This is a genomic window from Gordonia sp. SL306 (assembly GCF_026625785.1).
Classification (GTDB): domain Bacteria; phylum Actinomycetota; class Actinomycetes; order Mycobacteriales; family Mycobacteriaceae; genus Gordonia.
Genome location: NZ_CP113063.1, coordinates 1,467,020 through 1,488,496, shown reverse-complemented (window position 1 = coordinate 1,488,496; position 21,477 = coordinate 1,467,020). Strand labels below are relative to the sequence as shown.

Here is a 21,477-nt window from a genome sequence, read left to right as displayed (position 1 = left end):
GCCGCCCGCACCCCCACCCGGCACCCCGCTGCCCGTCGATCGGGCGCAGTTTCTCGTCGATCGGGTACAGAATCTCGCCGATCGGGTACAGAAACTCGCCGATCGGGTACAGAATCCGGCCAAGGCCCTCGTCACGTGTGGGCGGCTCGCACGCACTGCGTCCCGTGAGGCCTGTCACAGGCGTTGGCCTCTGAGCGCTCGCAGGGCCTAACCTTGCTGTGCAACGTCTGGTACCCGAGCCGAAGCCGGGACTGGAACTTCCAATTCGGAGGACAGCGGTGACCTCACCGAGCGATGGTCTCGGCCCCGGCATGGGCCGTGATGATGATTCGCGCTACCTGTCCGGTCTCTCCAACCTGCCCGCGCCTGCCCGGCTCACCGTCGGCGTGATCGCGGCCGGGCGTGTTGGGACCGCGCTCGGGGCCGCACTCGAGCAGGCCGGTCACGTGGTCGGCGCGGTGGTCGCGCGGTCCGAGGGGTCTCGTCGTCGCGCCGCCGACCGGCTGCCCGAATCCGAGATCCTCGACCTTTCCGCAGTGGTCGCACGCTCCGAACTCCTGATCATCGCCGTCCCCGACGACGCGCTCGCCGATGTGATCGACGACGTCGTGATGGCAGAAACGCTGCGACCGAACACGCTGGTGGCGCACACCGCCGGTGCCAAGGGCATCGGCATCCTGGCGCCTCTCACCGAACGCGGCGCGTTGCCGTTGGCGATACATCCCGCGATGACCTTCGTCGGGACCAGTGAGGACACCAACCGTCTGCGGCAGGCGACCTTCGCCGTCACCGCCGCCGACGAGGTCGGATACGCGATCGCGCAAGCCCTCGTGCTGGAGATGGGCGGCGAGCCGGTGCGCATCGCGGAGTCGGATCGCATTCTGTACCACGCCGCTCTGGCACACGGCGCCAACCACCTGGTCACCCTCATCTCGGACGCCGTCAGCGCACTCAACTCGGCCATCGAGGGTCCCGACGGCCAGTCTGCGCGTGACGCCGCGACCGTCGACGGCAGCGGCATCCGTCTTGCCGAGCGCATCCTCGGCCCGCTGGTGAGCGCGGCGTTGCAGAACGTGCTCGAACTCGGACCGCGTGCCCTGACCGGACCGGTCGCCCGCGGTGACGCCACCGCCGTCGCCGATCACCTCGCTGCCCTGCGTGCCCTGCCGGCCGACCGGGCAGGCGACACCGATATCGCCGAGGCCTACCGCGTGCTGGCCCGCCGCACGGCCGGTTACACCGATGCCCCCGACGATCTCCTCGATGTTCTGGAGGCGAAATGACATCTGATCTGAGTGAAAAGTCTTATACCCCAGGAGAACTGACTGTCCATCGCGATCCGGCGACGCTGCAGCGGGTGAGCCGGGCACTGCGTCAGGCGGGTAAACGGGTGGTGCTGGTGCCCACCATGGGCGCGCTGCACGCGGGTCACCTCGAACTCGTCCGCGCCGCCAGGTCACGCGGCAACACCGTCGTCATCGTGTCGATCTTCGTGAATCCCTTGCAGTTCGGTGAGAACGAGGATCTGGACGCGTACCCGCGCACCTTCGACGACGACTGCGCGCTGCTGCGTCCGCTTGGCGTGGAACTCGTGTTCGCGCCGACCGCCGCCGGCATGTATCCGAACGGCCGGCGGACCATGGTGCAGCCCGGCCCCGCCGGTGCCGTCCTCGACGGACTGGCACGGCCCACGCACTTCGCCGGGATGCTCACCGTGGTTCTCAAGTTGCTCAACATCGCGGCACCGCACGCGGCCTTCTTCGGCGAGAAGGACTATCAGCAGCTGGTCCTGATCAAGCAGATGGTCGACGATCTCGACCTCGACATCGAGATCGTCGGCGTGCCGACGGTTCGCGAGTCCGACGGCCTCGCGCTGTCGTCGCGCAACCGCTATCTCGACCCCGACCAACGCGAGCTCGCGACCACGTTGTCGGCGGCACTGCTCGCGGGCGCCCATGCCGCGGCCGGTGGTCGTGACGCGATACTCGCTGCGGCGCAGTCGGTGCTGGACTCGCACCCGGGTATCGAGGTGGACTATCTCGCCCTCACCGGAAGGCAGCTCGAGGAACCACCGGAACGTGGCGACGGCCGCTTGCTGATCGCCGCGCGGATTGGCGCGGCGCGACTCATCGACAACGTCGGCGTGGCCATCGGAACCGGATTTGCCGGCCGCGACCCCGAACAGACCGCCAACTGACCACAGATCGACCCACGAAGGGAACCCGACAGATGTTCCGCACCATGATGAAATCGAAGATCCACCGTGCCAGGGTCACCCAGGCCGACCTACATTACGTCGGGTCGGTGACGATCGACCAGGATCTGCTCGATGCCGCGGATCTGCTCGAGGGTGAGCAGGTCACCATCGTCGACATCGACAACGGTGCCCGCCTCGAGACCTACGTGATCGCCGGCGAGCGTGGGTCCGGCGTCATCGGGATCAACGGTGCAGCAGCCCATCTCGTTCATCCGGACGATCTGGTCATCATCATCGCCTACGGCATCCTCGACGAGGCCGAACTGCGCGAGTACTCCCCGTCTGTGGTCTTCGTGGACGACCGCAACCGGGTCCTCGAATCCGGTTCCGATCCGGCCCGTGTGCCGGACGGCTCCGGGCTGCTGGATCCGCGCGAGCTCGTGCAGGCGCCCGCCTGACATGCTGCTCACCGTCGACGTCGGGAACACCAACATCCACCTCGGCGTGTTCGCCGGCAGCGGCGAACACGCGACCATGGTGCGCGACTGGCGAATCCACACGGAGCCGAATCTGACGTCGGATGAGCTCGCGCTGCTCTTCCGCGGCCTGCTCGGTTCCGACGTCGAGCAGGTGACCGGCGTCGCTGCGCTGTCCACCGTGCCGTCGTTGCTGCGCGAATTGCGCGTGATGGTGCCGCGCTACTACGGCGACGGCCACCACCACGTCCTACTGGAACCCGGTGTGCGGACCGGGGTTCCGCTGCTCGTCGACAACCCGAAAGAAGTCGGGACCGACCGCGTCGCGAACTGTGTTGCGGCGCATCATAATTACCCGGACGGTCCGGTCATCGTGGTGGCGTTCGGGACGGCAACGGTCGTCGACGCGATCTCGGCGAAGGGGGAGTTCCTCGGCGGTGCCATCGCGCCGGGTGTGAACCTCGCGGTCGAGGCGCTGTCCGATCACACCGTCACGGTGCGCAGGGTCGAGTTGATGCCACCCCGCAGCGTGCTGGGCAAGAACACCGTGGAGGCACTGCAATCGGGCATCCTCTACGGCTTCGCCGGGCAGGTGGACGGCCTCGTCGACCGGGTGCGCGACACCGTCGACGGCTTCGACTCCGACGACGTGACGGTGGTGGCCACCGGCTACCTCGCGCCGCTGATGTTCGAGGAGTGCGAGACGCTCACCGTCCACCATCCCTACCTCACGCTGGACGGACTCCGGCTGGTCCACGAGCGGTCGAAGCAACAGCGAGGCCGCGCCCGCTAGACCCACCACCCGCCGATCGTGCCCAGTTTTGCGGCGATCGTGCGCAGTATCCCGCCGATCGTGCCCAGTTTTGCGTCGATCGTGCGCAGTATCCCGCCGATCGTGCGCAGTTGCGCGGGTTTCAGTGCGCGGAGATGGCGGCGAGTTCCTGATCGCTGAAGCGACCGGTAACCTGCGCCCGACGCAACGCCCGGAAACCCCCGACGACGAAGACCGCACCGGTGACGCCACGCGCCTGCAGATGCCAGGCCAGCCATTCGGCCTCGTGCCCGTCGTCGCTGACCAGTAGCCAGCGCGCATCGGGGGTGGCACCGCGCAGCGACTCCGGATCGCCGGGCGTCAGGCGTGCGAGAACGTCGGTCGGATCGATCGCCAGCGCTCCGGTGAGCACCCCGTCGGTCTGGCGTTTGCGCTGGCTGCGTACGTCGACGGCGGTTGCCCCGTCGACGACATGCTGGGCGTACTCGGCGCACTGGATCGACAGGGGAGCGTCGGTCGAGGTTGCGACGATCGGGTGGGAGGGATCAACGACGGCATCGATGGATGCGAGAACGGCGGTCATGAGAGGTCCTGAAGGTGATCGAGATGAGCGGGGGTCGTCGAAGAAGGGCGGCCGCAGATGCGGTACTCAGCCCTGACAACACTCCAGACAGCTCTTGATCACGGCGAACAGTGTGCCACACATCCGAGCGGGCCACCACCCCCGCGAATCTGCGCACGATCGGCGAGAAACTGCGCACGATCGGCGAGAAACTGCGCACGGTCGGCGGATTTCTGGGCACGATCGGCGCGGAACTGCGCCCGATCGGCGGCGGGATCGCGTCCACGGTCGGCGCCGACCGAATCCCCGACCGCACGGTCGACCGCTTATCTATGGTCGAGGGATGAGCACCTCGAGCAATCCCTGGGACGAGAAGATCTTCGACGGCGGGTGGGTCGCGGGTGGCGCGGGAACCCTCGACGTCACCGCTCCGGCGACCGGCGAGGTGCTGGCCACCGTGGGTGCCGCCGACCGCGACGACCTCGACGCCGCGGCGCGCGCAGCGACCTCCGCCCAACGCACCTGGGCAGCGTTGCCCTACACCGAACGCGCCGCGGTGATGACCCGCGCCGCCGCGCTGCTCACCGACGATCCGTCCCGTCTGACCCGGTGGCTGGTACCCGAGTCGGGTTCCGGTCAGGGCAAGGCGGCCTTCGAGGCCGGACTCGTCACGTCCGAGCTGTCCGAGGCAGCCGGGCTGGCGTCGCAGCCATACGGCCAGGTCCTCCGCAGTCAGAAGCCCCGTATGTCGATCGGTCGGCACGTCCCGGTCGGCGTCGTCGGGGTGATCAGTCCGTTCAATTTCCCGGCGATCCTCTCGATGCGGTCGGTCGCGCCGGCGCTCGCGCTGGGGAATGCCGTGATCCTCAAACCCGATCCGCGCACCCCGATCGCGGGTGGCCTCGCCCTGGCGGAACTGCTCGCCGACGCGGGCCTGCCTGCGGGCCTCCTGCACGTCCTCCCCGGTGGCGCCGACGTCGGAGCCGCGCTCGTGGATCACCCCGACATCCCGTGCATCTCCTTCACCGGTTCGACGGCCGCGGGCCGCAAGATCGGTGAGGCCGCCGCGCCGCTGCTCAAGAAGGTCCATCTCGAGCTCGGCGGCAACAACGCGGTGCTGGTCCTGCCCGACGCCGACGTCGATGCCGCGGCGTCGGCCGGCGCCTGGGGCTCCTTCCTCCACCAGGGACAGATCTGTATGACGGCCGGTCGTCATCTCGTCCCGGCCGCACTGGCCGACGAGTACACCGCGAAGCTGGCCGAGAAAGCCCGCCACATCCCGGTCGGTGATCCCACCGACCCCGCCAACGCCCTCGGGCCGATCATCGACGAAGGCCAACTGAAGAAGGTCGACGAGATCGTGCAGTCGTCGGTGCTGGCAGGCGCGACGCTGGAGGCCGGCGGCACCTACCAGGGCCTGTTCTATCGGCCAACGGTTCTCGGCAACGTCCCGACCGATGCCCAGGCCTTCACACAGGAGATCTTCGGTCCGGTCGCGCCGGTGAGCACCTACGAGAGCGTCGACGAGGCGATCGACATCATCAACTCGTCGGAATACGGGTTGTCGGTGTCGATCCTCACCGCCAACGCCTTCAAGGCCTTCGACCTCGCGGATCGGATCCGCTCCGGCGCGATCCACATCAACGACCAGACCGTCGACGACGAGGCCGTCGCGCCGTTCGGCGGCACCAAGGCGTCGGGTACCGGCGGACACTTCGGCACCTCGGCGAATCTGGACACGTTCTGCGATCTGCAATGGGTCACCATGCAGGCGGAGATCGAAAAGTACCCGTTCTGACTCCTTGGCGGCACCGCGACCACGAATCGGCCCGGATTGATGATTCCGATAGGGTCTCGGGGGTGAGCAACACCCCGACCACCCCCGATGCAGCCGCCCCCGACGCCGGGAGCGCAGCGAGCGGGTCGAATCTGACCGACGACAACACGCCGGAACAGGTCCGGATCCGTCAGGAGAAGCGCGAGGCCATCCTGGGGGACGGGCGCGAAGCATATCCGGTGTCCATCCCGCGGACGCACAGCCTGTCGGAGATCCGCACCACCTTCCCCGACCTGGAGGCCGGCTCCGAGACCGGGGAGATCGTCGGTGTCGCGGGCCGCGTCATCTTCCTGCGCAACAAGGGCAAGCTGTGCTTCGCAACCCTCCAGGAGGGGGACGGTACCCAGCTGCAGGCGATGGTGAGCTTCAACGGCGTCGGCGAGGAATCCCTCGGGCGGTGGAAGTCCGAGGTCGATCTCGGCGACATCGTCTACATCCACGGCGAGGTGATCAGTTCCCGCACCGGCGAGCTCTCGGTGATGGCCGACGACTGGCAGATGGCGTCGAAGGCCTTGCGGCCCTTGCCTGTCGCGCACAAGGACATGAGCGAGGAATCGCGGGTGCGGCAGCGCTACGTGGACCTGATCGTCCGGCCGGAGGCGCGCAGCATCGCCCGGACCCGCGTCGCGGTGATGGCCGAACTCCGTAAGGCACTGGGCAATCGGGGTTTCCTCGAGGTCGAGACGCCGATGCTGCAGACCCTGCACGGCGGTGCCGCCGCCCGGCCGTTCGTCACCCACTCCAACGCGTTCGACATCGACCTCTTCCTGCGGATCGCGCCAGAATTGTTCCTCAAGCGGTGCATCGTGGGCGGCATCGAGAGGGTGTTCGAGGTCAACCGCAACTTCCGCAACGAGGGGGCCGACTCCACCCACTCACCCGAGTTCGCGATGCTGGAGACCTATCAGGCCTACGGCACCTACGACGACGCCGCGGTGATGACTCGTGAACTGGTGCAAGAGGTTTCGCAGAACGCGCTCGGCACCCTGACGCCGACGATGCCGGACGGATCGGATTACGACCTCTCCGGCGAGTGGACGTCGCTGGAGATGTATCCGTCGTTGTCGGAGGCGCTGGGGGAGGAGATCGTCCCCGTGCAGACGACGGTCGACGAGTTGCTCGCCATCGCCGCACGCGTCGGCCTCGAGGTCCCCAAGGACAAGGGTTACGGCCACGGCAAGCTCGTCGAGGAACTCTGGGAGCACATGGTGGGTCAGCACCTGATGCAGCCGGTGTTCATCCGTGACTTCCCGGTGGAGACCTCGCCGCTGGTCCGGTCGCACCGTTCGGTGCCAGGCGTGGTCGAGAAGTGGGACCTCTACATCCGCGGATTCGAGTTGGCCACAGGCTATTCCGAGCTCGTCGACCCGGTGATCCAGCGTGAGCGCTTCGTCGACCAGGCCCGGCTCGCGGCCGCAGGCGACGACGAGGCCATGCAACTCGACGAGGAGTTCCTCACCGCCATCGAGTACGGCATGCCCCCGACCGCGGGCACCGGCATGGGTATCGATCGACTGCTGATGGCGCTGACCGGTCTCGGTATCCGTGAGACCATCCTGTTCCCGCTGGTCAAGCCCCGCCTCTGACCCGATCCGTAGCAACAATCCGCACCAGCCACGGATTGTTGCTTAGAAATCGTGGGCGGCGGGCGGTGGCGGGTCGTGGTGGAACCGCGACGGCGGTGCGTGCGTCTGACGTGCATGGAGGATCAGGCCGCGCTGCGGAAAATGCTCGCCGACCACGACGGGGTGTTCACGACGGCTCAGGCCTACGGCTGCGGCGTGTCCGGCGATCAACTGCGTCGTCGAGTGCGGTCGGGTGAATGGATCCCGTCGACGTGACGTCGAAGGATGGCTTGTCGGTCACCGCGATTCCGCTCACCGTCCTGGTCGCGGGCCGTGGACATCGTTGTGCGCGTGATGGATTCGCCTACCACTCCGATGCCGAGGCGTTCCAGCACGATCGCGAACGACAGAACGACCTCATCGCGAACGGATGGACGGTGCTCCGGTTCACCTGGCACGACCTGACGACTCGGCCGCAGTGGGTGCTGGCGCTGATCCGTAGCAACAATCCGCACCAGCTGCGGATTGTTGCTACAAAATCGCGGGCGGGCGGGCGGAGCAGGAGGCTAGGCGAGGTTGCGCTTGAGGATCTTGCCTGCGGCGTTGCGGGGGAAGGCGTCCACGAACACCACCGAGCGGGGAACCTTGAAGTTGGCGAGGTGGATCTTGCAGTAGGCGATCACCGCCGCCTCGTCGAGATCGACGCCGTCGCGCAGGGTGAGGTAGGCGCGACCGACCTCGCCGAGGCGCTCGTCCGGGACACCGATCACGGCGGACTCGGTGACACCCTCCAACCGTGCGAGGGTCTGCTCGACCTCGGCGGGATAGACGTTGAATCCGCCGGAGATGTACATGTCCTTGAGGCGGTCGGTGATGGTGAGGTTGCCGCGATCGTCGATCGTCCCGATGTCGCCGGTGTGCAGCCAACCGTCGGGGTCGATCGTCTCCTTGGTGGCGGCCTCGTCGTCGAGGTAGCCGCGCATCACCATCTTGCCGCGCGCCAGCACCTCGCCTTCGTCGGACAAGCGGATCTCCATGCCGTCGAAGGCCCGGCCGCAGGTGTTGGCGACGGTCTGGTCGTCATCGTCGGGGGTGCACGTGGAGACGAATCCGCTGGCCTCGGTCAGTCCGTATGCGGTGACAACGGTGTCGACGCCGAGGTCGCTCTGCAAGCGCTCGATGAGGACCACCGGCACGATGGCCGCACCGGTCACCACGAGCCGCAACGACGACAGGTCGTGATCCGGGCGGGCCGGGTCGTCGAGGATGGTCTGGAAGATCGTCGGCGCACCGGGGAACACCGTCACCCGCTGAGCGTCGGCCAGCTTCATCGCCTCGGCCGGCGAGTAGACCGCCAGCGGCAGCATCGCCGCGCCGAACAGCATGCACGGCAGGATGCCCGCCTTGTATCCGAAGGTGTGGAAGTAGGGATTCACCATCAGGTACCGGTCGTCGGCGGAGAGCCGGCCGTTCGATCCCCAGGCCTGCGAGCCGGCCATCGTCTGCTGGTGTTCGGCCAGCACGCCTTTCGACTTCCCGGTGGTACCCGACGTGAACAGGATGTCGGAGATGTCGTCGGGAGCCACGGCATCGGCACGCGCATCCGCCTCGGCGCGGGTGGCCTCGGTTGCCCTGGCCGTGAACTCCGACCACTCGATCGCACCGTCGGGCACCGACGACGTGCCGAGGGTCACCCCGACCACGACGTCGGGCATGGCCGCGGCGTGCTCGCCGAGCAGGTCGGCCAGGTGGTTGCCGCCGAGGAACTCGCCGGACACCACGACGGCACGCGCGTCGGAACGCTCGATGATCTCGACCGCTTCGCCGCTCGTGTACCGGGTGTTGAGCGGGACCAACGTGGCTCCCGCGTAGTGGATCCCCAGCGCCGCGACGGGCCAGTGGTGGCTGTTCGGCGACCACAGGGCGACGCGGTCGCCGGCGTTGATGCCCGATGCGACGAGCGCGGCCGCGAACGTGCGGACGGCCTCGGCGAACTCCGACCAGGTCAGGTCGACCGTCGGACGGTCCGGCCACTGCTCGTCGACGAGTGCGGTTCGGTCGGGCCAGGTCTGTGCGGCCCGGCGCAGGGCAGCCGGGGTCGTCAGGATCGCCTCCATGGCCCCAACCTAGCACTTGCTTGGTGAGTTATGCTAGCGGTCATGACCTCGATCAACCTTGCCGATCGGTCGGTTGACCTCGGCGAATGGGCGCGGACGTCGCCGGATGCGGCGGAGACGTTCGCCACCGCGGTGCGCGCCTGGCTCGACGAGAATCTCGCAGGCGAGTTCGCGCACCTCAAGGGTCGCGGCGGGCCGGGCAGCGAGCACGAGTTCTTCGACGACCGGCTGGCCTGGGACCGTCATCTGGCCCGTGCCGGATGGACGTGTCTGGGCTGGCCGACTCGATACGGAGGCCGTGGCGCGACGCTGGAACAGAGGATCATCTTCCACCAGGAGTACGCCAGGGCGAACGCTCCGGCGCGGGTCAACCACCTCGGCGAGGAACTGCTGGGGCCGACGCTGATCGAATACGGCACCGAGGAGCAGAAGCAGCGCTTCCTGCCGGGCATCGTCGACGTCACCGAACTCTGGGCCCAGGGCTACTCCGAGCCGGGCGCCGGCTCCGACCTCGCTGGCGTGTCCACCAGCGCGCGCCTCGACGACGGCAAGTGGATCATCAATGGCCAGAAGGTGTGGACGTCCCTCGCGCACGTCGCGCAGTGGTGCTTTGTCATCTGCCGAACCGAGAAGGGTTCGACGCGGCACAAGGGCCTCAGCTTTCTGCTGGTGCCGATCGATCAGCCGGGTGTGACCGTCCGGCCGATCCAACAGCTCACCGGCACCTCGGAGTTCAACGAGGTCTTCTTCGACGACGCGGTCGCCGACGCCGACCTCATCGTCGGCGAGCCGGGCGACGGCTGGAAGGTCGCGATGGGCCTGCTGCAGTTCGAGCGCGGCGTCTCCACACTCGGTCAGCAGGTCGGCTTCGACCGCGAACTCCGCAATCTCATCGAGATCGCCGAATCCAACGGGTCCGCGAAGAATCCGGAGATCGCATCGCGGATCACCCGGGCCTGGATCGGGCTGAAGGTGATGCGAGCTCATGCGCAGCGCACCCTGGCCGGCGACATCGTCTCCGAGGCCGGGCAGGCCTCGGTCGCGAAGTTGTTGTGGGCCAACTGGCATCGCGACCTCGGCGAGCTGGCGATGGCCGTGGTCGGGGCACCGTCGCTGATCGGGCCAACCGCCACGGTCGAGGGCGTTGTCAACGACATCACCGACCCCGACAACGTCGAACTCGACGACTGGCAACGACTCTTCTTGTTCACGCGCGCCGACACCATCTACGGCGGCTCGAACGAGGTTCAGCGCAACATCATCGCCGAGCGGGTGCTCGGCCTACCGCGAGAGGCTCGCTAGTGTCTGAAACCACTGTCGCACAGAATCGTTCACCGCTGGCCACGGCGCCGGAGGAGACTCCCGGGCACGGTCTGCTACTCGGCCGCAAGGTGGTGGTGACCGCGGCCGCCGGTACCGGGATCGGCTTCGCCACGGCGCGCCGTGCGCTGCTCGAAGGCGCCGACGTGGTGATCAGCGACTGGCACGAACGACGACTGGGGGAGGCGCGCGACAAGCTGGCGTCGGAGTTCGGCGACCAGACCGTCGGACAGGTCGTGTGCAACGTGCAGGAGTCGGCCGAGGTCGACGCGCTCATCTCCGCTGCCGCAGGCGAACTCGGACGCATCGACGTCCTGGTCAACAATGCCGGGCTCGGTGGGGAGACGCCGGTGGCCGACATGACCGACGACGAATGGGACCGCGTCCTCGATATCACGCTCAACGGCACGTTCCGGGCCACCCGCGCGGCACTGCGCTACTTCCGGGCCGTCGAGCACGGCGGTGTGATCGTCAACAATGCATCGGTGCTGGGCTGGCGCGCCCAGCGCGGGCAGGCGCACTATGCGGCGGCGAAGGCAGGCGTCATGGCGCTCACCCGATGCTCCGCGGTAGAGGCCGCCGACTTCGGCGTGCGGATCAACGCCATCGCCCCGTCGATCGCCAAGCACCCGTTCCTCGCCAAGGTCACCAGCGACGAACTCCTCGACGAGCTCGCGTCGCGGGAGGCCTACGGACGGGCCGCCGAGGTGTGGGAGGTGGCCGCGACCATCGCCATGCTGGCCAGCGACTACACCACCTATCTCACCGGCGAGGTCGTCTCGATTTCCAGCCAGAGGGCTTAGGTCGCAGAAACTTTCACACACCATCCACCAGGAGGACCAGATGTCCACACCACAGGCCTACATCGTCGACGCCGTCCGGACGCCGGTCGGGAAGCGTAACGGGTCGCTTGCCAAGACCCATCCCGCCGACATGGGTGCGCACGTCATGTCGTCGATCATCGATCGCACCGGCATCGACCCCAATGTCGTCGACGACGTGGTGTTCGGCTGTGTCGATGCCATCGGCCCGCAGGCCGGGAACATCGCGCGGACGGCGTGGCTGGCCGCCGGTCTGCCCCTGGACATCCCCGGCACCACCGTCGACCGTCAGTGCGGGTCGTCGCAGCAGGCCATCCACTTCGCCGCGCAGGGTGTGCTGAGCGGCACGCAGGATGTGGTCCTCGCCGGTGGCGTGCAGAACATGAGTGCCATCCCGATCTCGCAGGCCATGATCGCCGGCCAGGAGTTCGGGTTCACCACGCCCACTGCGGAATCCGTCGGCTGGCGCGAACGGTTCGGCGACGCCGCCATCTCGCAGTTCAACGGGGCCGACATGATGGCGACCCAGTGGGACATCAGCCGAGAGGACATGGAGCGCTGGTCGCTGCAGTCGCATCAGCGGGCCAAGCAGGCCATCGCCGAGGGACGGTTCGACAAGGAGCTCGTCGCGCTCGGCGACTGTGTCGTCGACGAATGCCCGCGTGAGACCTCGCTGGAGAAGATGGCCGGACTCGATCCGCTGGCGGAGGGCTCGCGGCTGACCGCGGCCGTCGCGTCGCAGATCTGCGACGGCGCATCGGCAACGCTGGTCGTCTCGGAGACCGCGCTCAAGGAGTACGGCCTCACGCCGCGGGCACGCATCCACCACCTCTCGGTGCGGGGTGCCGATCCGGTGATGATGCTGTCGGCGCCCATCCCGGCGACTGCATACGCACTGAAGAAGACTGGGTTGTCGATCGACGACATCGACGTCATCGAGATCAACGAGGCCTTCGCGTCGGTGGTGCTGGCGTGGCTCAAGGAGACCGGCGCGGATCCGGCCAAGGTCAACCCGAACGGCGGCGGTATCGCGCTCGGCCACCCGCTGGGGGCGACCGGCGCCAAGCTGTTCGCGACGCTGCTCAACGAACTCGAGCGCACCGGCGGACGCTACGGGCTGCAGACCATGTGTGAGGGCGGCGGCACCGCGAACGTCACCATCATCGAACGCCTCTGACGAGCCCGCCGACAGCAACCTGAAATTCGCCGAGAGCAAGACGGATGCGGTGCTCTCGGCGAATAATCGGTTGCTGTCGGCGCATTGCGCGGACCACCTGGTGAGGATCATCTGAAAACGCATGTGGCCAGAACCGTGTGATCTGACGCATACTATGCTGGAACAAACGCGCGAGTTCGTCTCTTGAGGGCGCTCGCCACCAGCACTATCGGAGGATCTCGATGACCAAACCAGCAGAGGTGAACACCGCGGTTTCGGGCCGGGTGTCGTCGGAAGCGCACACCATGTCCGAACTGCTGGACATCCAGCGCGCCGCATTTCTGCGGGACGGCATCCCCGATGCCAAAACCCGTATCGACCGGATCACTCGGCTCTCGTCGTTGCTTCTCGACAACGCCGACGAGATCGCGGAGGCGCTGAACGAGGACTTCGGCACCCGCCCGCGTGAGTTGTCCCTCGCCGCCGACGTCGCGGGCTGCATGGTCGACCTGACCCATCAGCGCCGTGGTGTCGAGAAGTGGATGCAGGAGAGCAACACCGCAAAGGTGCAGGGGGCGTTGGGGTTCAAACAGCGCATCCGGCACGATCCGCTCGGCGTGGTCGGGATCATGGGGCCGTGGAACTTTCCGCTGCAGCTGACCTTCGTCCCGGCCGGTGCCGCCTTCGCCGCGGGTAACCGGGTGCTCATGCGCCCGTCGTCGATCACCTCGCGGACCACCGATGTGATCGCCAAGCACGCACCCGACTACTTCTCGATCGAAGAGCTCGCCGTGATCACGAGCAAGCACGGTGGCGGCGCCGACTTCGCCAAGCTCAAGGTCGACCACATGTTCTTCACCGGGTCGCCGGAGGTCGGAGCGTCGGTGGCGCAGGAGGCCGCGAAGAACCTGGTGCCTGTCACCCTGGAACTCGGCGGCAAGAACCCCGCGGTCGTCGATCCGGATGCCGACATCGACAAGGCGGCGACCATGCTCGCCGACGCGCGGATGGTCAACGGCGGCCAGGTCTGCCTGTGCCCCGACTACGTGTTCGTACCCGAGGCCAAGGTCGGCGAGTTCACCGACAAGGTCATCGCCCGCTGGACGGCGAATTTCGCGACCGTCCGCAACAACCCCGAGTACACGGCGACGATCAACCAGAAGAACTACGACCGCATCCTCGGGCTGATCGCCGACGCGCAGGAACTCGGAGCCGATGTCCGCCAGGTGGTGCCTGCCGGCGAGCCGCTCCCGGATGCCGAGAAGCGCAAGATCGCGCCGACACTGCTGACCGGGGTCAAGGCGGGCATGAAGATCGAGGAGGACGAGGTCTTCGGGCCGGTCCTCACCGTGTACCCGTATCGCGATCTGGCCGAGGCCATCCGCTACATCGCCGCGCATCCGCACCCGCTGACCATGTACTGGTGCGGCGACGACAACGAGAACCTGGCTCGTCTTGCCGACGGCACCCGCAGCGGATCGATCAACGCCAACGACTTCGCCCTGCACATGTTCGGTGCGGAGCTCCCGTTCGGCGGTGTCGGTCGCAGTGGCATGGGCGGCTATCACGGCAAGACGGGCTTCGACACGTTCAGTCATGCGCGTGCGATTGCCGTGTCGACGATGCCGTTGAAGGTCGCCGAGATGATGTCGCCGCCGTTCACGGCCCGCGACACCAAGATGACCAACGGTCAGATGAAACTCTGGAGCCGGCTGAACAAGCGCGCCATCAAGAAGCTCAAGAAGCGCTGATCCGCACCGAAATCGGCCGGGCGCACCCTGTGTGCCCGGCCGATTTCGCGTTCGGGACGTTCGACCGTGCCCCCGACGATCCACGAAACCGGCCAAGCGCTTGCTAGGGTGACTGCATGGCACCCCGCGGCACCGTCTCCGGCTCCACTCGGCGCGACGAATTGCTGACCACGGCGGGAAAGATGTTCGCCGAGCAGGGCCTGCGCTCCACCACCGTGCGCGACATCGCCGACGCTGCCGGCATCCTGTCCGGCAGCCTCTACCATCATTTCGACTCCAAGGAATCCATCGTCGACGAGATCCTCCGGGGCTTTCTCGACGACCTCTTCGCACGGTACCGGGTCATCGCCGACGCCGGACTGACCGCCACCGAGACCTTGCGCGGCCTCATCGTCTCGTCGTTCGAGGCCATCGACGAGCAGCGCAACGCCGTCGCGATCTACCAGGACGAGGCCAAACGGCTTGCCGGACAAGAACGTTTCGCCTACATCGGGGAGCGCAACACGGAATTCCGCCGGCTGTGGCACGCCGTCCTGCGGCGGGGTGTCGACGACGGCGAGTTCCGCGCCGACCTCGACGTCGAGCTGGCCTATCGCTTTCTGCGCGACACGGTCTGGGTGGCGGTCCGCTGGTACCGCCCGGGTGGTGCGTTGTCGGCCGACGACATCGCCGCCCAGTATCTGTCGATCGTCCTGGACGGGATACTGCCGCGCTGACCAGGCTCCTCTGCGTTCGGTACTGTGACCCGGATAACATCCAGTGGTCCCGGAACGTAGCGAAGGACACCCATGGCAGAGCGCTTCACACCCCCGACGACGGCCGCGATCGGCACCGCCCGCCAGCACACCCTCGGTGATCTGCTGCGTCGAAGCGCACTCCGAATCCCCACCAAGACCGCGATCGTCAGCGGAGACATGACGCTCACGTTCGCCGAGTTCGATTCGGCCGTGAACCGGTGTGCCAACGCGCTCACCGCGCGGGGCCTCGTCAAGGGCGAACGTCTGGCATTGGTGAGTCACAACTGCTGGCAGTTCGCGGTGCTGCACTACGCGACCGCACGGCTCGGGGTGGTCCTGGTGCCGGTGAACTTCGGACTCGGACCCGAGGAGATCGCGTACATCCTCGATCACTCGGGCGCACGGGCGGTGGTCGCCGAGGACGCGTTGGTGCCCACGGTGGCCCAGGCGATGCAATTGGCTGGCTTCACCGACGCGATCACAGGTGTGATCACGATGGGTGGGGACGCGACCGTCGCGGGCTGGGACAGCGTCGACGACTGGATGCTCGCCGGTGACCCCACGCCGCCCCAGGTGTCCGTCGCCGATGACGATCCGCTTCGCCTGATGTACACCTCCGGCACCGAGTCGCGTCCGAAGGGTGTGCTGTTGTCGTCGAAATCGCTGATCAATCAGTACGTTTCGTGCATCGTCGACGGCGGTATGAGCGGCGACGACGTGGAGGTCCACTCGCTGCCGCTCTTCCACTGCGCACAGCTGGACTGCTTCCTGTCGGTCGACGTCTACCTGGGTGCGACGAGCATCATCCTGCCCGGTCCTGATCCGGCCGCGATCCTCGCGACGATCGAATCGCAGCGGGTGACCAAGCTGTTCTGTCCGCCGACGGTGTGGATCTCGCTCTTGCGGCATCCCGATTTCGACACCCGCGACCTGTCGTCGCTGCGCAAGGGCTACTACGGCGCTTCACCGATGCCAGTCGAGGTCCTCCGCGAGATGTCGGAGCGTCTCCCGGACGTCTCGCTGTGGAACTTCTACGGCCAGACCGAGATGTCGCCGCTCGCAACCATCCTGCAGCCGCATGAGCAGATCGACCGCGCCGGGTCCGCGGGCCGGGCAGCGCTCAACGTGGAGACGCGGGTCGTCGACGATGAGGACAATCCCGTCCCGGTCGGCGAGGTCGGTGAGATCGTGCACCGCAGTCCGCACGCCTGTCTCGGGTATTTCAACGACGAGGACAAGACCGCCGTCGCGTTCCGCAACGGCTGGTTCCATTCCGGTGACCTCGGCATCGTCGACGCCGACGGGTATCTGTCGGTGGTCGACCGCAAGAAGGACATGATCAAGACCGGCGGCGAGAATGTCGCCTCCCGCGAGGTCGAGGAGGCCATCTACCTGCTCGACGGGGTCGCCGAGGTCGCGGTCTTCGGTGTGCCGCATCCGAAATGGATCGAGGCGGTGACCGCAGTGGTCGTGCCCAAGGACGGTGTCACGTTGACCGAGGATGCCGTCGAGCAACACCTCGCCGGCGTTCTCGCGGGGTTCAAGCGTCCCAAGTTCGTGGTCTTCGCGGATGCGCTGCCGAAGAATCCGAGCGGCAAGATCCTCAAGAAGGATCTGCGCGTCCGGCACGCGGACCTGGCCGCGATATGAATGCGGTCAGAGCGAGAAGACACGTCAATTATTGAGTCCACGTCGCGCTGACGCCGCATCCATATCGCGACGGACGCTCAGGACAACGAACCCAGCACCTTCAACCGTGAATGCGCCTGCGTCATGATCGATTGGACCAGTTCGTCGCAACTGGGCAGGTCGTCGATCATGCCGACCACCTGACCCGATGCCAGGACACCTGCGCGGGTGTCGCCTTCGACGAGCCCGGCGCGCAACAGCATCGGTGTGTTGCCGGCCATGATGACCTGTTGCCAGGTGCGCTCGCCCGAGCGGCGCATGGTGCGACCGTCGCGCAGCATCGTCGTCCACTTCATGCCGGTCAACTGCTTGAACTCGTTGGCATTTCGCGCCGCGGCGTAGAGCGCCTTGGCCTTGCTGCCGCTCTCGAGCGCCTCCACGAGCGGGGTACGCAGCACGCGGTGCGGCATGCCGTCGACCTTGACCGACACCACGGTGTCACCCAGGCCGCGCCCGATGTACTCCTGCTTGACCGAGTCGGGTACCGCACTGTCGGAGGTGAGCAGGAAGCGGGTGCCCATCGCGACGCCCTCGGCGCCATAGGACAACGCCGCCACGAGGCCGCGACCGTCGAAGAAGCCGCCCGCCGCGACCACGGGAATCCCGCTGTCGCCGAGGGCATCGAGCACCGAGGGCAACAGCAGGGTGGTGGCCACCGGGCCGGTGTGTCCGCCGCCCTCGCCGCCCTGCACGATCACCGCGTCGGCGCCCCATGAGGCCACCTTGACGGCGTGCTTCGCCGCGCCGATCGACGGGATCACCACCACGCCGTGATCCTTGAGCTTGGCGATCAGGTCCTGCTTCGGCGCGAGCGCGAAGGACGCTACCTTGACGCCCTCGCGGATGAGGAGATCGATCCGCTCCGGGGCATCGGTGGCATCGGCGCGGATGTTGACCCCGAACGGCTTGTCCGTCAACGACTTCGTCTTGGCGATCGCCGCCTCGAGTTCGTCATAGGTCATGGTCGCCGACGCCAGGATGCCCAGGCCACCCGCATTGGACGTCGCCGACGTCAGCGACGGCCCCGACACCCAGCCCATGCCGGTCTGGACGATCGGGTACTCGACACCGACCAACTCGGTGAAGCGGGTCGACAGGCCCGCGGCGCGCGCGGGAGAAGTCATTTCACTTCTCGATTCCGGACACCCTTGGGGTCGAGCACATCCCGGATCAGTGTCAGTTCCTCGTCGGAGGGGTTGCGGGTCGCCGGCGCGGACTCCAGGCCGGCGATCTCGAAGCCGGTGTTCTCGGCGACCTCGTCGGCGCTCACACCGGGATGCAGTGACACCGCGCGCATCGTGTGGTCGGGGCCCTCGAAGTCGAAGACGCCGAGATTCGTCACCACACGGGGGATGTTCAGGTAGCGGTACGCGGGGTTGTCGGCGTCCACCTTGTCATAGCCGACGCCCGACACGATGTCGACCTGGTCGGTGAAGACGCGCGACGAATGGCGGGCCACCCAGTAACTTGTCGGATGGTTGATCGTGTTGCCGGGAGCGCCACGCACGCCGAACATCTGGCGGGTCGGATGTTGCAGCGGGCCGAACGCCGAGAGGTTCTGGTTGCCGTGCCGGTCGATCTGATTGGCGCCCATGACAACATGACGACGACCCGAGGCGACGACGTCGAACACCTTGCGGAAGGGCATCCACCCCTCGATGGGTCCGGTCTTCCCGATGGCCGGGGTGTCGGCGAGGATCAGTGCCTCACCGTCGGTGATGAGCAGATCGGGCTCGGTGGTCAGTCGCGCCAGCCGTGCGCCGAGCAGCGGAGTCGGTGCCATCGGCGAGGCCATGATCTCACCGGCGCCGGCGAAGATCTCGGCGCAGGCGATGACGCAGTATTCGGCCCGGGTGGTTTCGACAGGCTCAACCGTCTTGGGGTCACTCGTGCTGGTGCTCACTGCTGATCCTCCTGCTCGCCCTGCCATTCGGTGACCGCACGCTGATAGGCGGCCTCGTCGACCTCGAGGAAGCGGCGCGAGAACGCCGCCCACTTCTCGGGATCCTTGGCGGATTCGACATAGAACTGCTGGAACTTCTCGTCGCGGCCGTAGTCGCTGTGGACGTTCGGACCACTCGCTTCGCTTGCCGTGCCGGCGAAGGTGAAATGTGCACCGTTCGGCGTGTGCACCACCCGATCGACGTTCATGCGATTGAGCAGCAACCGCTGCGTGGGAACGGTTTTCACCAGCACCTCGGTGGAGACCAGCTGATCGGTCTCCAGGTAGCGCCGCTCGGCGGCGGCACAGTAGAGATCGTCGAAGTACGGGTCGACGCCGGTGTACGCGGCGTTGCCGCGACTGTCGGCGAGGTCGAGGTGGACGAACGCGGCGTCGAGCCGCAGCGCGGGCATCGCGATCAGGGTCTCGGTGCGGCCGTCGGCAGCCGGGTACGGCGAAGAGACCGTCTTGAGCTCGCCGTCCCAGAACGTCGGGACATCGGAGCCCAGTCCCGCGCGGATCGGCAGGAACGGCAGACGCGAGGCCGCGGCCTCGAGACCGCACTTGACCATGCCCTCGTCCATCTCCCGCGCCTCGATGGCACCGGACGTGCGCGCCTGCGCGAACCACGGGTCATAGAAGGGTGCGGAATCCAGCGACACGAAGCCGTAGTACGCACGCCGGACCTTGCCTGCGGCGCACAGTAATCCGAGGTCGGGGCCGCCGTAGGTGACCAGGGTGAGGTCCTTGACGTCCGAGCGCGCCAGCGCGCGCACCAGGGCCATCGGCTTGCGGCGTGAGCCCCAGCCGCCGATGCCGATTGTCATGCCGTCGCGCAGCTCGCCGATGACGTCGTCGAGGGAGCTGGTCTTGTCGGTCGGGGTGGGCGTCATCAGGCGCGTCCTCCATTGGTGTTCAAGGTCTTACCGGTACTGACGAATGCGTCCCGGTGCTCGTCGGCGACTCCGGCGAGGTTGAGTTCGAAGGTGAAGCCCTGCTCGAGGCGGTAGCTGGCCTTCACATCGACGGGATCGATGTGGTTGATCGCTTCCTTCGCCGCGCGGATGACGCGGGTGTCCTTGGTAGCGATCTTCTCGGCGACCTCGAGTGCGGTGTCGAGGAGCTGTTCGCGGGGGACGGCCTTGTACACCGAGCCGAAGTGTTCGAGCTGCTTGGCTGTGACGTTCTGCGCCGTGTAATACAGCGTGCGCATCATGTGCTGAGGCACCAGCCGGGCGAGGTGAGTGGCGGCGCCGAGGGCGCCACGGTCGACCTCGGGAAGGCCGAAGACCGCATCGTCGGAGGCGACGATGACGTCGGCGTTGCCGACGAGTCCGATACCGCCGCCGACGCAGAAACCGTTGACCGCGACGATCACCGGAACCGCGCAGTCATACACCGCGGAGAAGGCCGCAGCGCAGCCGCGGTTGGCTCCGATCAAGGCGTCGAAGCCTTCGGTCGCCTGCATTTCCTTGATGTCGACGCCTGCGTTGAAGCCGCGTCCCTCGGCTCGCAGGATCACCACGTGCGTGGACATGTCCTCGCCCGCAGCGGTGATGGCGTCGGCCAGTTCGAACCACGCCGCCGACGGCAACGCGTTGACCGGTGGGTAGTCCACCGTGACGGTCACGATGCCGTTCTCGGTGTGTGTCGTGGTGATCGGCACACCAGCTCCTCTCGGGTACTGCCTGTGAACCAAGCTGGAACCAAGCAAGTGCTTGGTTGTTTGGTAGGGTAGCACCCATGAAGGCACAGTCGCAGGCCGCAGGTCAGGGCCATGACCTCGGCATCGACAAGAAGGTCGTCCTGGTGACCGGCGGCACGCGTGGCGTCGGCGCCGGCATCACGAGGGTGTTGGCCGAGCTGGGCGCGGTCCCGGTCGTGTGCGGGCGCAACCCGGGCGAGGACACGGATGTCGAGTTCGTCCCCTGCGACGTCCGGGACGCCGATGCGGTCGATGAGATGATCCGGGGGATCGCGGAGACGCACGGCAGGCTCGACGGCGTCGTGAACAATGCCGGCGGCTCGCCGTTCGCGCTCGCGGCGGACGCGTCACCCCGCTTCACGAGCAAGATCGTCGAGCTGAACCTGCTGGCACCGCTGACCGTGGCGCGGGCCGCCCACGCGGTGATGCAGCAACAGGAGACCGGTGGCGCGATCGTCAACGTGTCCAGTGTGAGCGGACATCGGCCATCGCCGGGAACGTCGGCCTACGGTGCGGCGAAAGCAGGTCTGGACAACGCGATGACCTCGCTCGCGATCGAGTGGGCCCCGCAGGTCCGCGTCAACTCGGTGGTGTGTGGGGCCGTGCTGACCGAACAGGCGCACCTACACCTCGGTGACGACGACGGGGTGGCCGCGGTGGGGGCGACCATTCCGATGGGCCGGCTCGCGATGCCCGCCGATGTGGGCAACGCGGTGGCGTTCCTGCTCAGCCCGTTGGCCGGTTACGTCACCGGGTCGACACTGACCGTGCATGGTGGTGGTGAGAAGCCGGCGTTCCTGGCCGTCGCCACCGCAGACAATCAGGTGTGA

General features: G+C 67.1%; 21 protein-coding genes and 1 pseudogene. 16 read left to right on the top strand and 6 right to left on the bottom strand.

Features of this window, described 5'->3' with window-relative positions; genetic code table 11:
* The first annotated feature begins 311 nt into the window (after positions 1-311).
* The 4 genes from OVA31_RS06715 to OVA31_RS06700 are packed head-to-tail and all read left to right on the top strand — an operon-like array spanning position 312 to position 3,466.
* On the top strand, positions 312-1,283 hold the full coding sequence (locus OVA31_RS06715; RefSeq protein WP_267631431.1) for a Rossmann-like and DUF2520 domain-containing protein: 972 nt from the start codon (positions 312-314) through the stop codon (positions 1,281-1,283).
* Entirely contained in the window at positions 1,280-2,197 is a 918-nt protein-coding gene (gene panC, locus OVA31_RS06710; protein WP_267630315.1) for a pantoate--beta-alanine ligase, read from the top strand. The genes OVA31_RS06715 and panC overlap by 4 nt, the downstream gene beginning before the upstream one ends.
* Before the next feature lie 32 nt (positions 2,198-2,229).
* Positions 2,230-2,655, top strand: coding sequence for an aspartate 1-decarboxylase (gene panD, locus OVA31_RS06705; protein WP_164310786.1), 426 nt, complete (start codon positions 2,230-2,232; stop codon positions 2,653-2,655).
* A 1-nt stretch (position 2,656) separates the two neighbouring features.
* Positions 2,657-3,466: a type III pantothenate kinase gene (locus OVA31_RS06700; protein ID WP_267630314.1), complete on the top strand. Its 810-nt coding sequence runs from the start codon at positions 2,657-2,659 to the stop codon at positions 3,464-3,466.
* Between the two features lie 121 nt (positions 3,467-3,587).
* Here the strand turns inward: OVA31_RS06700 and OVA31_RS06695 are convergent, their stop codons facing one another.
* Positions 3,588-4,028: a rhodanese-like domain-containing protein gene (locus tag OVA31_RS06695; RefSeq protein WP_267630313.1), complete on the bottom strand. Its 441-nt coding sequence runs from the start codon at positions 4,026-4,028 to the stop codon at positions 3,588-3,590.
* A 110-nt stretch (positions 4,029-4,138) separates the two neighbouring features.
* Here OVA31_RS06695 and OVA31_RS06690 point away from each other — a divergent pair, with 110 nt between their 5' ends.
* The 5 genes and pseudogenes from OVA31_RS06690 to OVA31_RS06670 all read left to right on the top strand — a co-directional run.
* Positions 4,139-4,354: a hypothetical protein gene (locus OVA31_RS06690; RefSeq protein WP_267630312.1), complete on the top strand. Its 216-nt coding sequence runs from the start codon at positions 4,139-4,141 to the stop codon at positions 4,352-4,354.
* Entirely contained in the window at positions 4,351-5,805 is a 1,455-nt protein-coding gene (locus OVA31_RS06685) for an aldehyde dehydrogenase family protein (RefSeq protein WP_267630311.1), read from the top strand. The genes OVA31_RS06690 and OVA31_RS06685 overlap by 4 nt, the downstream gene beginning before the upstream one ends.
* A 62-nt stretch (positions 5,806-5,867) precedes the next feature.
* Positions 5,868-7,430 (top strand): lysine--tRNA ligase, encoded by a 1,563-nt coding sequence (gene lysS, locus OVA31_RS06680; RefSeq protein WP_420714149.1) that lies wholly within the window; start codon positions 5,868-5,870, stop codon positions 7,428-7,430.
* Between the two features lie 114 nt (positions 7,431-7,544).
* Positions 7,545-7,685, top strand: a complete 141-nt coding sequence (locus OVA31_RS06675) for a type IV toxin-antitoxin system AbiEi family antitoxin domain-containing protein (protein ID WP_267630310.1) — start codon at positions 7,545-7,547, stop codon at positions 7,683-7,685.
* Between the two features lie 77 nt (positions 7,686-7,762).
* Positions 7,763-7,912: pseudogene (locus tag OVA31_RS06670) on the top strand (endonuclease domain-containing protein); the annotation flags it as partial.
* 63 nt (positions 7,913-7,975) lie between these two features.
* Here the strand turns inward: OVA31_RS06670 and OVA31_RS06665 are convergent.
* Complete coding sequence (locus OVA31_RS06665) at positions 7,976-9,526, bottom strand: FadD3 family acyl-CoA ligase (RefSeq protein ID WP_267630309.1); 1,551 nt, start codon at positions 9,524-9,526, stop codon at positions 7,976-7,978.
* A gap of 42 nt (positions 9,527-9,568) precedes the next feature.
* Here OVA31_RS06665 and OVA31_RS06660 point away from each other — a divergent pair, with 42 nt between their 5' ends.
* From OVA31_RS06660 to OVA31_RS06635, 6 genes are all read left to right on the top strand, one after another.
* Positions 9,569-10,828, top strand: a complete 1,260-nt coding sequence (locus OVA31_RS06660) for an acyl-CoA dehydrogenase family protein (RefSeq protein WP_267630308.1) — start codon at positions 9,569-9,571, stop codon at positions 10,826-10,828.
* Positions 10,828-11,649, top strand: coding sequence for an SDR family oxidoreductase (locus OVA31_RS06655; protein WP_190266080.1), 822 nt, complete (start codon positions 10,828-10,830; stop codon positions 11,647-11,649). The genes OVA31_RS06660 and OVA31_RS06655 overlap by 1 nt, the downstream gene beginning before the upstream one ends.
* A gap of 40 nt (positions 11,650-11,689) precedes the next feature.
* Entirely contained in the window at positions 11,690-12,844 is a 1,155-nt protein-coding gene (locus tag OVA31_RS06650; RefSeq protein WP_267630307.1) for an acetyl-CoA C-acetyltransferase, read from the top strand.
* 221 nt (positions 12,845-13,065) lie between these two features.
* The gene (locus tag OVA31_RS06645) at positions 13,066-14,574 is read left to right on the top strand and encodes an aldehyde dehydrogenase family protein (protein ID WP_267630306.1); all 1,509 of its coding nucleotides are present in this window, start codon (positions 13,066-13,068) and stop codon (positions 14,572-14,574) included.
* Positions 14,575-14,690: 116 nt separating this feature from the next.
* Positions 14,691-15,290, top strand: a complete 600-nt coding sequence (locus tag OVA31_RS06640; protein WP_267630305.1) for a TetR family transcriptional regulator — start codon at positions 14,691-14,693, stop codon at positions 15,288-15,290.
* 72 nt (positions 15,291-15,362) lie between these two features.
* The gene (locus OVA31_RS06635; protein ID WP_267630304.1) at positions 15,363-16,961 is read left to right on the top strand and encodes an acyl-CoA synthetase; all 1,599 of its coding nucleotides are present in this window, start codon (positions 15,363-15,365) and stop codon (positions 16,959-16,961) included.
* Positions 16,962-17,038: 77 nt separating this feature from the next.
* Here OVA31_RS06635 and OVA31_RS06630 read toward each other — a convergent pair whose 3' ends face one another.
* From OVA31_RS06630 to echA20, 4 genes are read right to left on the bottom strand one after another with little or no spacing between them, the layout of a single operon-like run.
* Positions 17,039-18,124: an NAD(P)H-dependent flavin oxidoreductase gene (locus OVA31_RS06630; RefSeq protein WP_267630303.1), complete on the bottom strand. Its 1,086-nt coding sequence runs from the start codon at positions 18,122-18,124 to the stop codon at positions 17,039-17,041.
* Positions 18,121-18,903, bottom strand: a complete 783-nt coding sequence (locus OVA31_RS06625) for a CoA-transferase subunit beta (RefSeq protein ID WP_164310797.1) — start codon at positions 18,901-18,903, stop codon at positions 18,121-18,123. The genes OVA31_RS06630 and OVA31_RS06625 overlap by 4 nt, the downstream gene beginning before the upstream one ends.
* Positions 18,900-19,835: a CoA transferase subunit A gene (locus OVA31_RS06620; protein WP_267630302.1), complete on the bottom strand. Its 936-nt coding sequence runs from the start codon at positions 19,833-19,835 to the stop codon at positions 18,900-18,902. Before OVA31_RS06620 ends, OVA31_RS06625 begins: the two co-directional genes overlap by 4 nt.
* The gene (gene echA20, locus OVA31_RS06615) at positions 19,835-20,608 is read right to left on the bottom strand and encodes a (7aS)-7a-methyl-1,5-dioxo-2,3,5,6,7,7a-hexahydro-1H-indene-carboxyl-CoA hydrolase (RefSeq protein ID WP_267630301.1); all 774 of its coding nucleotides are present in this window, start codon (positions 20,606-20,608) and stop codon (positions 19,835-19,837) included. Before echA20 ends, OVA31_RS06620 begins: the two co-directional genes overlap by 1 nt.
* Before the next feature lie 77 nt (positions 20,609-20,685).
* On the opposite strand from echA20, the gene OVA31_RS06610 reads away from it, so the two are divergent.
* Entirely contained in the window at positions 20,686-21,477 is a 792-nt protein-coding gene (locus OVA31_RS06610) for an SDR family oxidoreductase (RefSeq protein ID WP_267630300.1), read from the top strand.

Coding starts and splice junctions, on each gene's coding strand:
- OVA31_RS06715 (WP_267631431.1), top strand. CDS start 312: ATGGGCCGTGATGATGATTCGCGCTACCTGTCCGGTCTCTCCAACCTG.
- panC (WP_267630315.1), top strand. CDS start 1,280: ATGACATCTGATCTGAGTGAAAAGTCTTATACCCCAGGAGAACTGACT.
- panD (WP_164310786.1), top strand. CDS start 2,230: ATGTTCCGCACCATGATGAAATCGAAGATCCACCGTGCCAGGGTCACC.
- OVA31_RS06700 (WP_267630314.1), top strand. CDS start 2,657: ATGCTGCTCACCGTCGACGTCGGGAACACCAACATCCACCTCGGCGTG.
- OVA31_RS06695 (WP_267630313.1), bottom strand. CDS start 4,028: ATGACCGCCGTTCTCGCATCCATCGATGCCGTCGTTGATCCCTCCCAC.
- OVA31_RS06685 (WP_267630311.1), top strand. CDS start 4,351: ATGAGCACCTCGAGCAATCCCTGGGACGAGAAGATCTTCGACGGCGGG.
- OVA31_RS06675 (WP_267630310.1), top strand. CDS start 7,545: ATGGAGGATCAGGCCGCGCTGCGGAAAATGCTCGCCGACCACGACGGG.
- OVA31_RS06665 (WP_267630309.1), bottom strand. CDS start 9,526: ATGGAGGCGATCCTGACGACCCCGGCTGCCCTGCGCCGGGCCGCACAG.
- OVA31_RS06660 (WP_267630308.1), top strand. CDS start 9,569: ATGACCTCGATCAACCTTGCCGATCGGTCGGTTGACCTCGGCGAATGG.
- OVA31_RS06650 (WP_267630307.1), top strand. CDS start 11,690: ATGTCCACACCACAGGCCTACATCGTCGACGCCGTCCGGACGCCGGTC.
- OVA31_RS06645 (WP_267630306.1), top strand. CDS start 13,066: ATGACCAAACCAGCAGAGGTGAACACCGCGGTTTCGGGCCGGGTGTCG.
- OVA31_RS06640 (WP_267630305.1), top strand. CDS start 14,691: ATGGCACCCCGCGGCACCGTCTCCGGCTCCACTCGGCGCGACGAATTG.
- OVA31_RS06635 (WP_267630304.1), top strand. CDS start 15,363: ATGGCAGAGCGCTTCACACCCCCGACGACGGCCGCGATCGGCACCGCC.
- OVA31_RS06630 (WP_267630303.1), bottom strand. CDS start 18,124: ATGACTTCTCCCGCGCGCGCCGCGGGCCTGTCGACCCGCTTCACCGAG.
- OVA31_RS06620 (WP_267630302.1), bottom strand. CDS start 19,835: ATGACGCCCACCCCGACCGACAAGACCAGCTCCCTCGACGACGTCATC.
- OVA31_RS06610 (WP_267630300.1), top strand. CDS start 20,686: ATGAAGGCACAGTCGCAGGCCGCAGGTCAGGGCCATGACCTCGGCATC.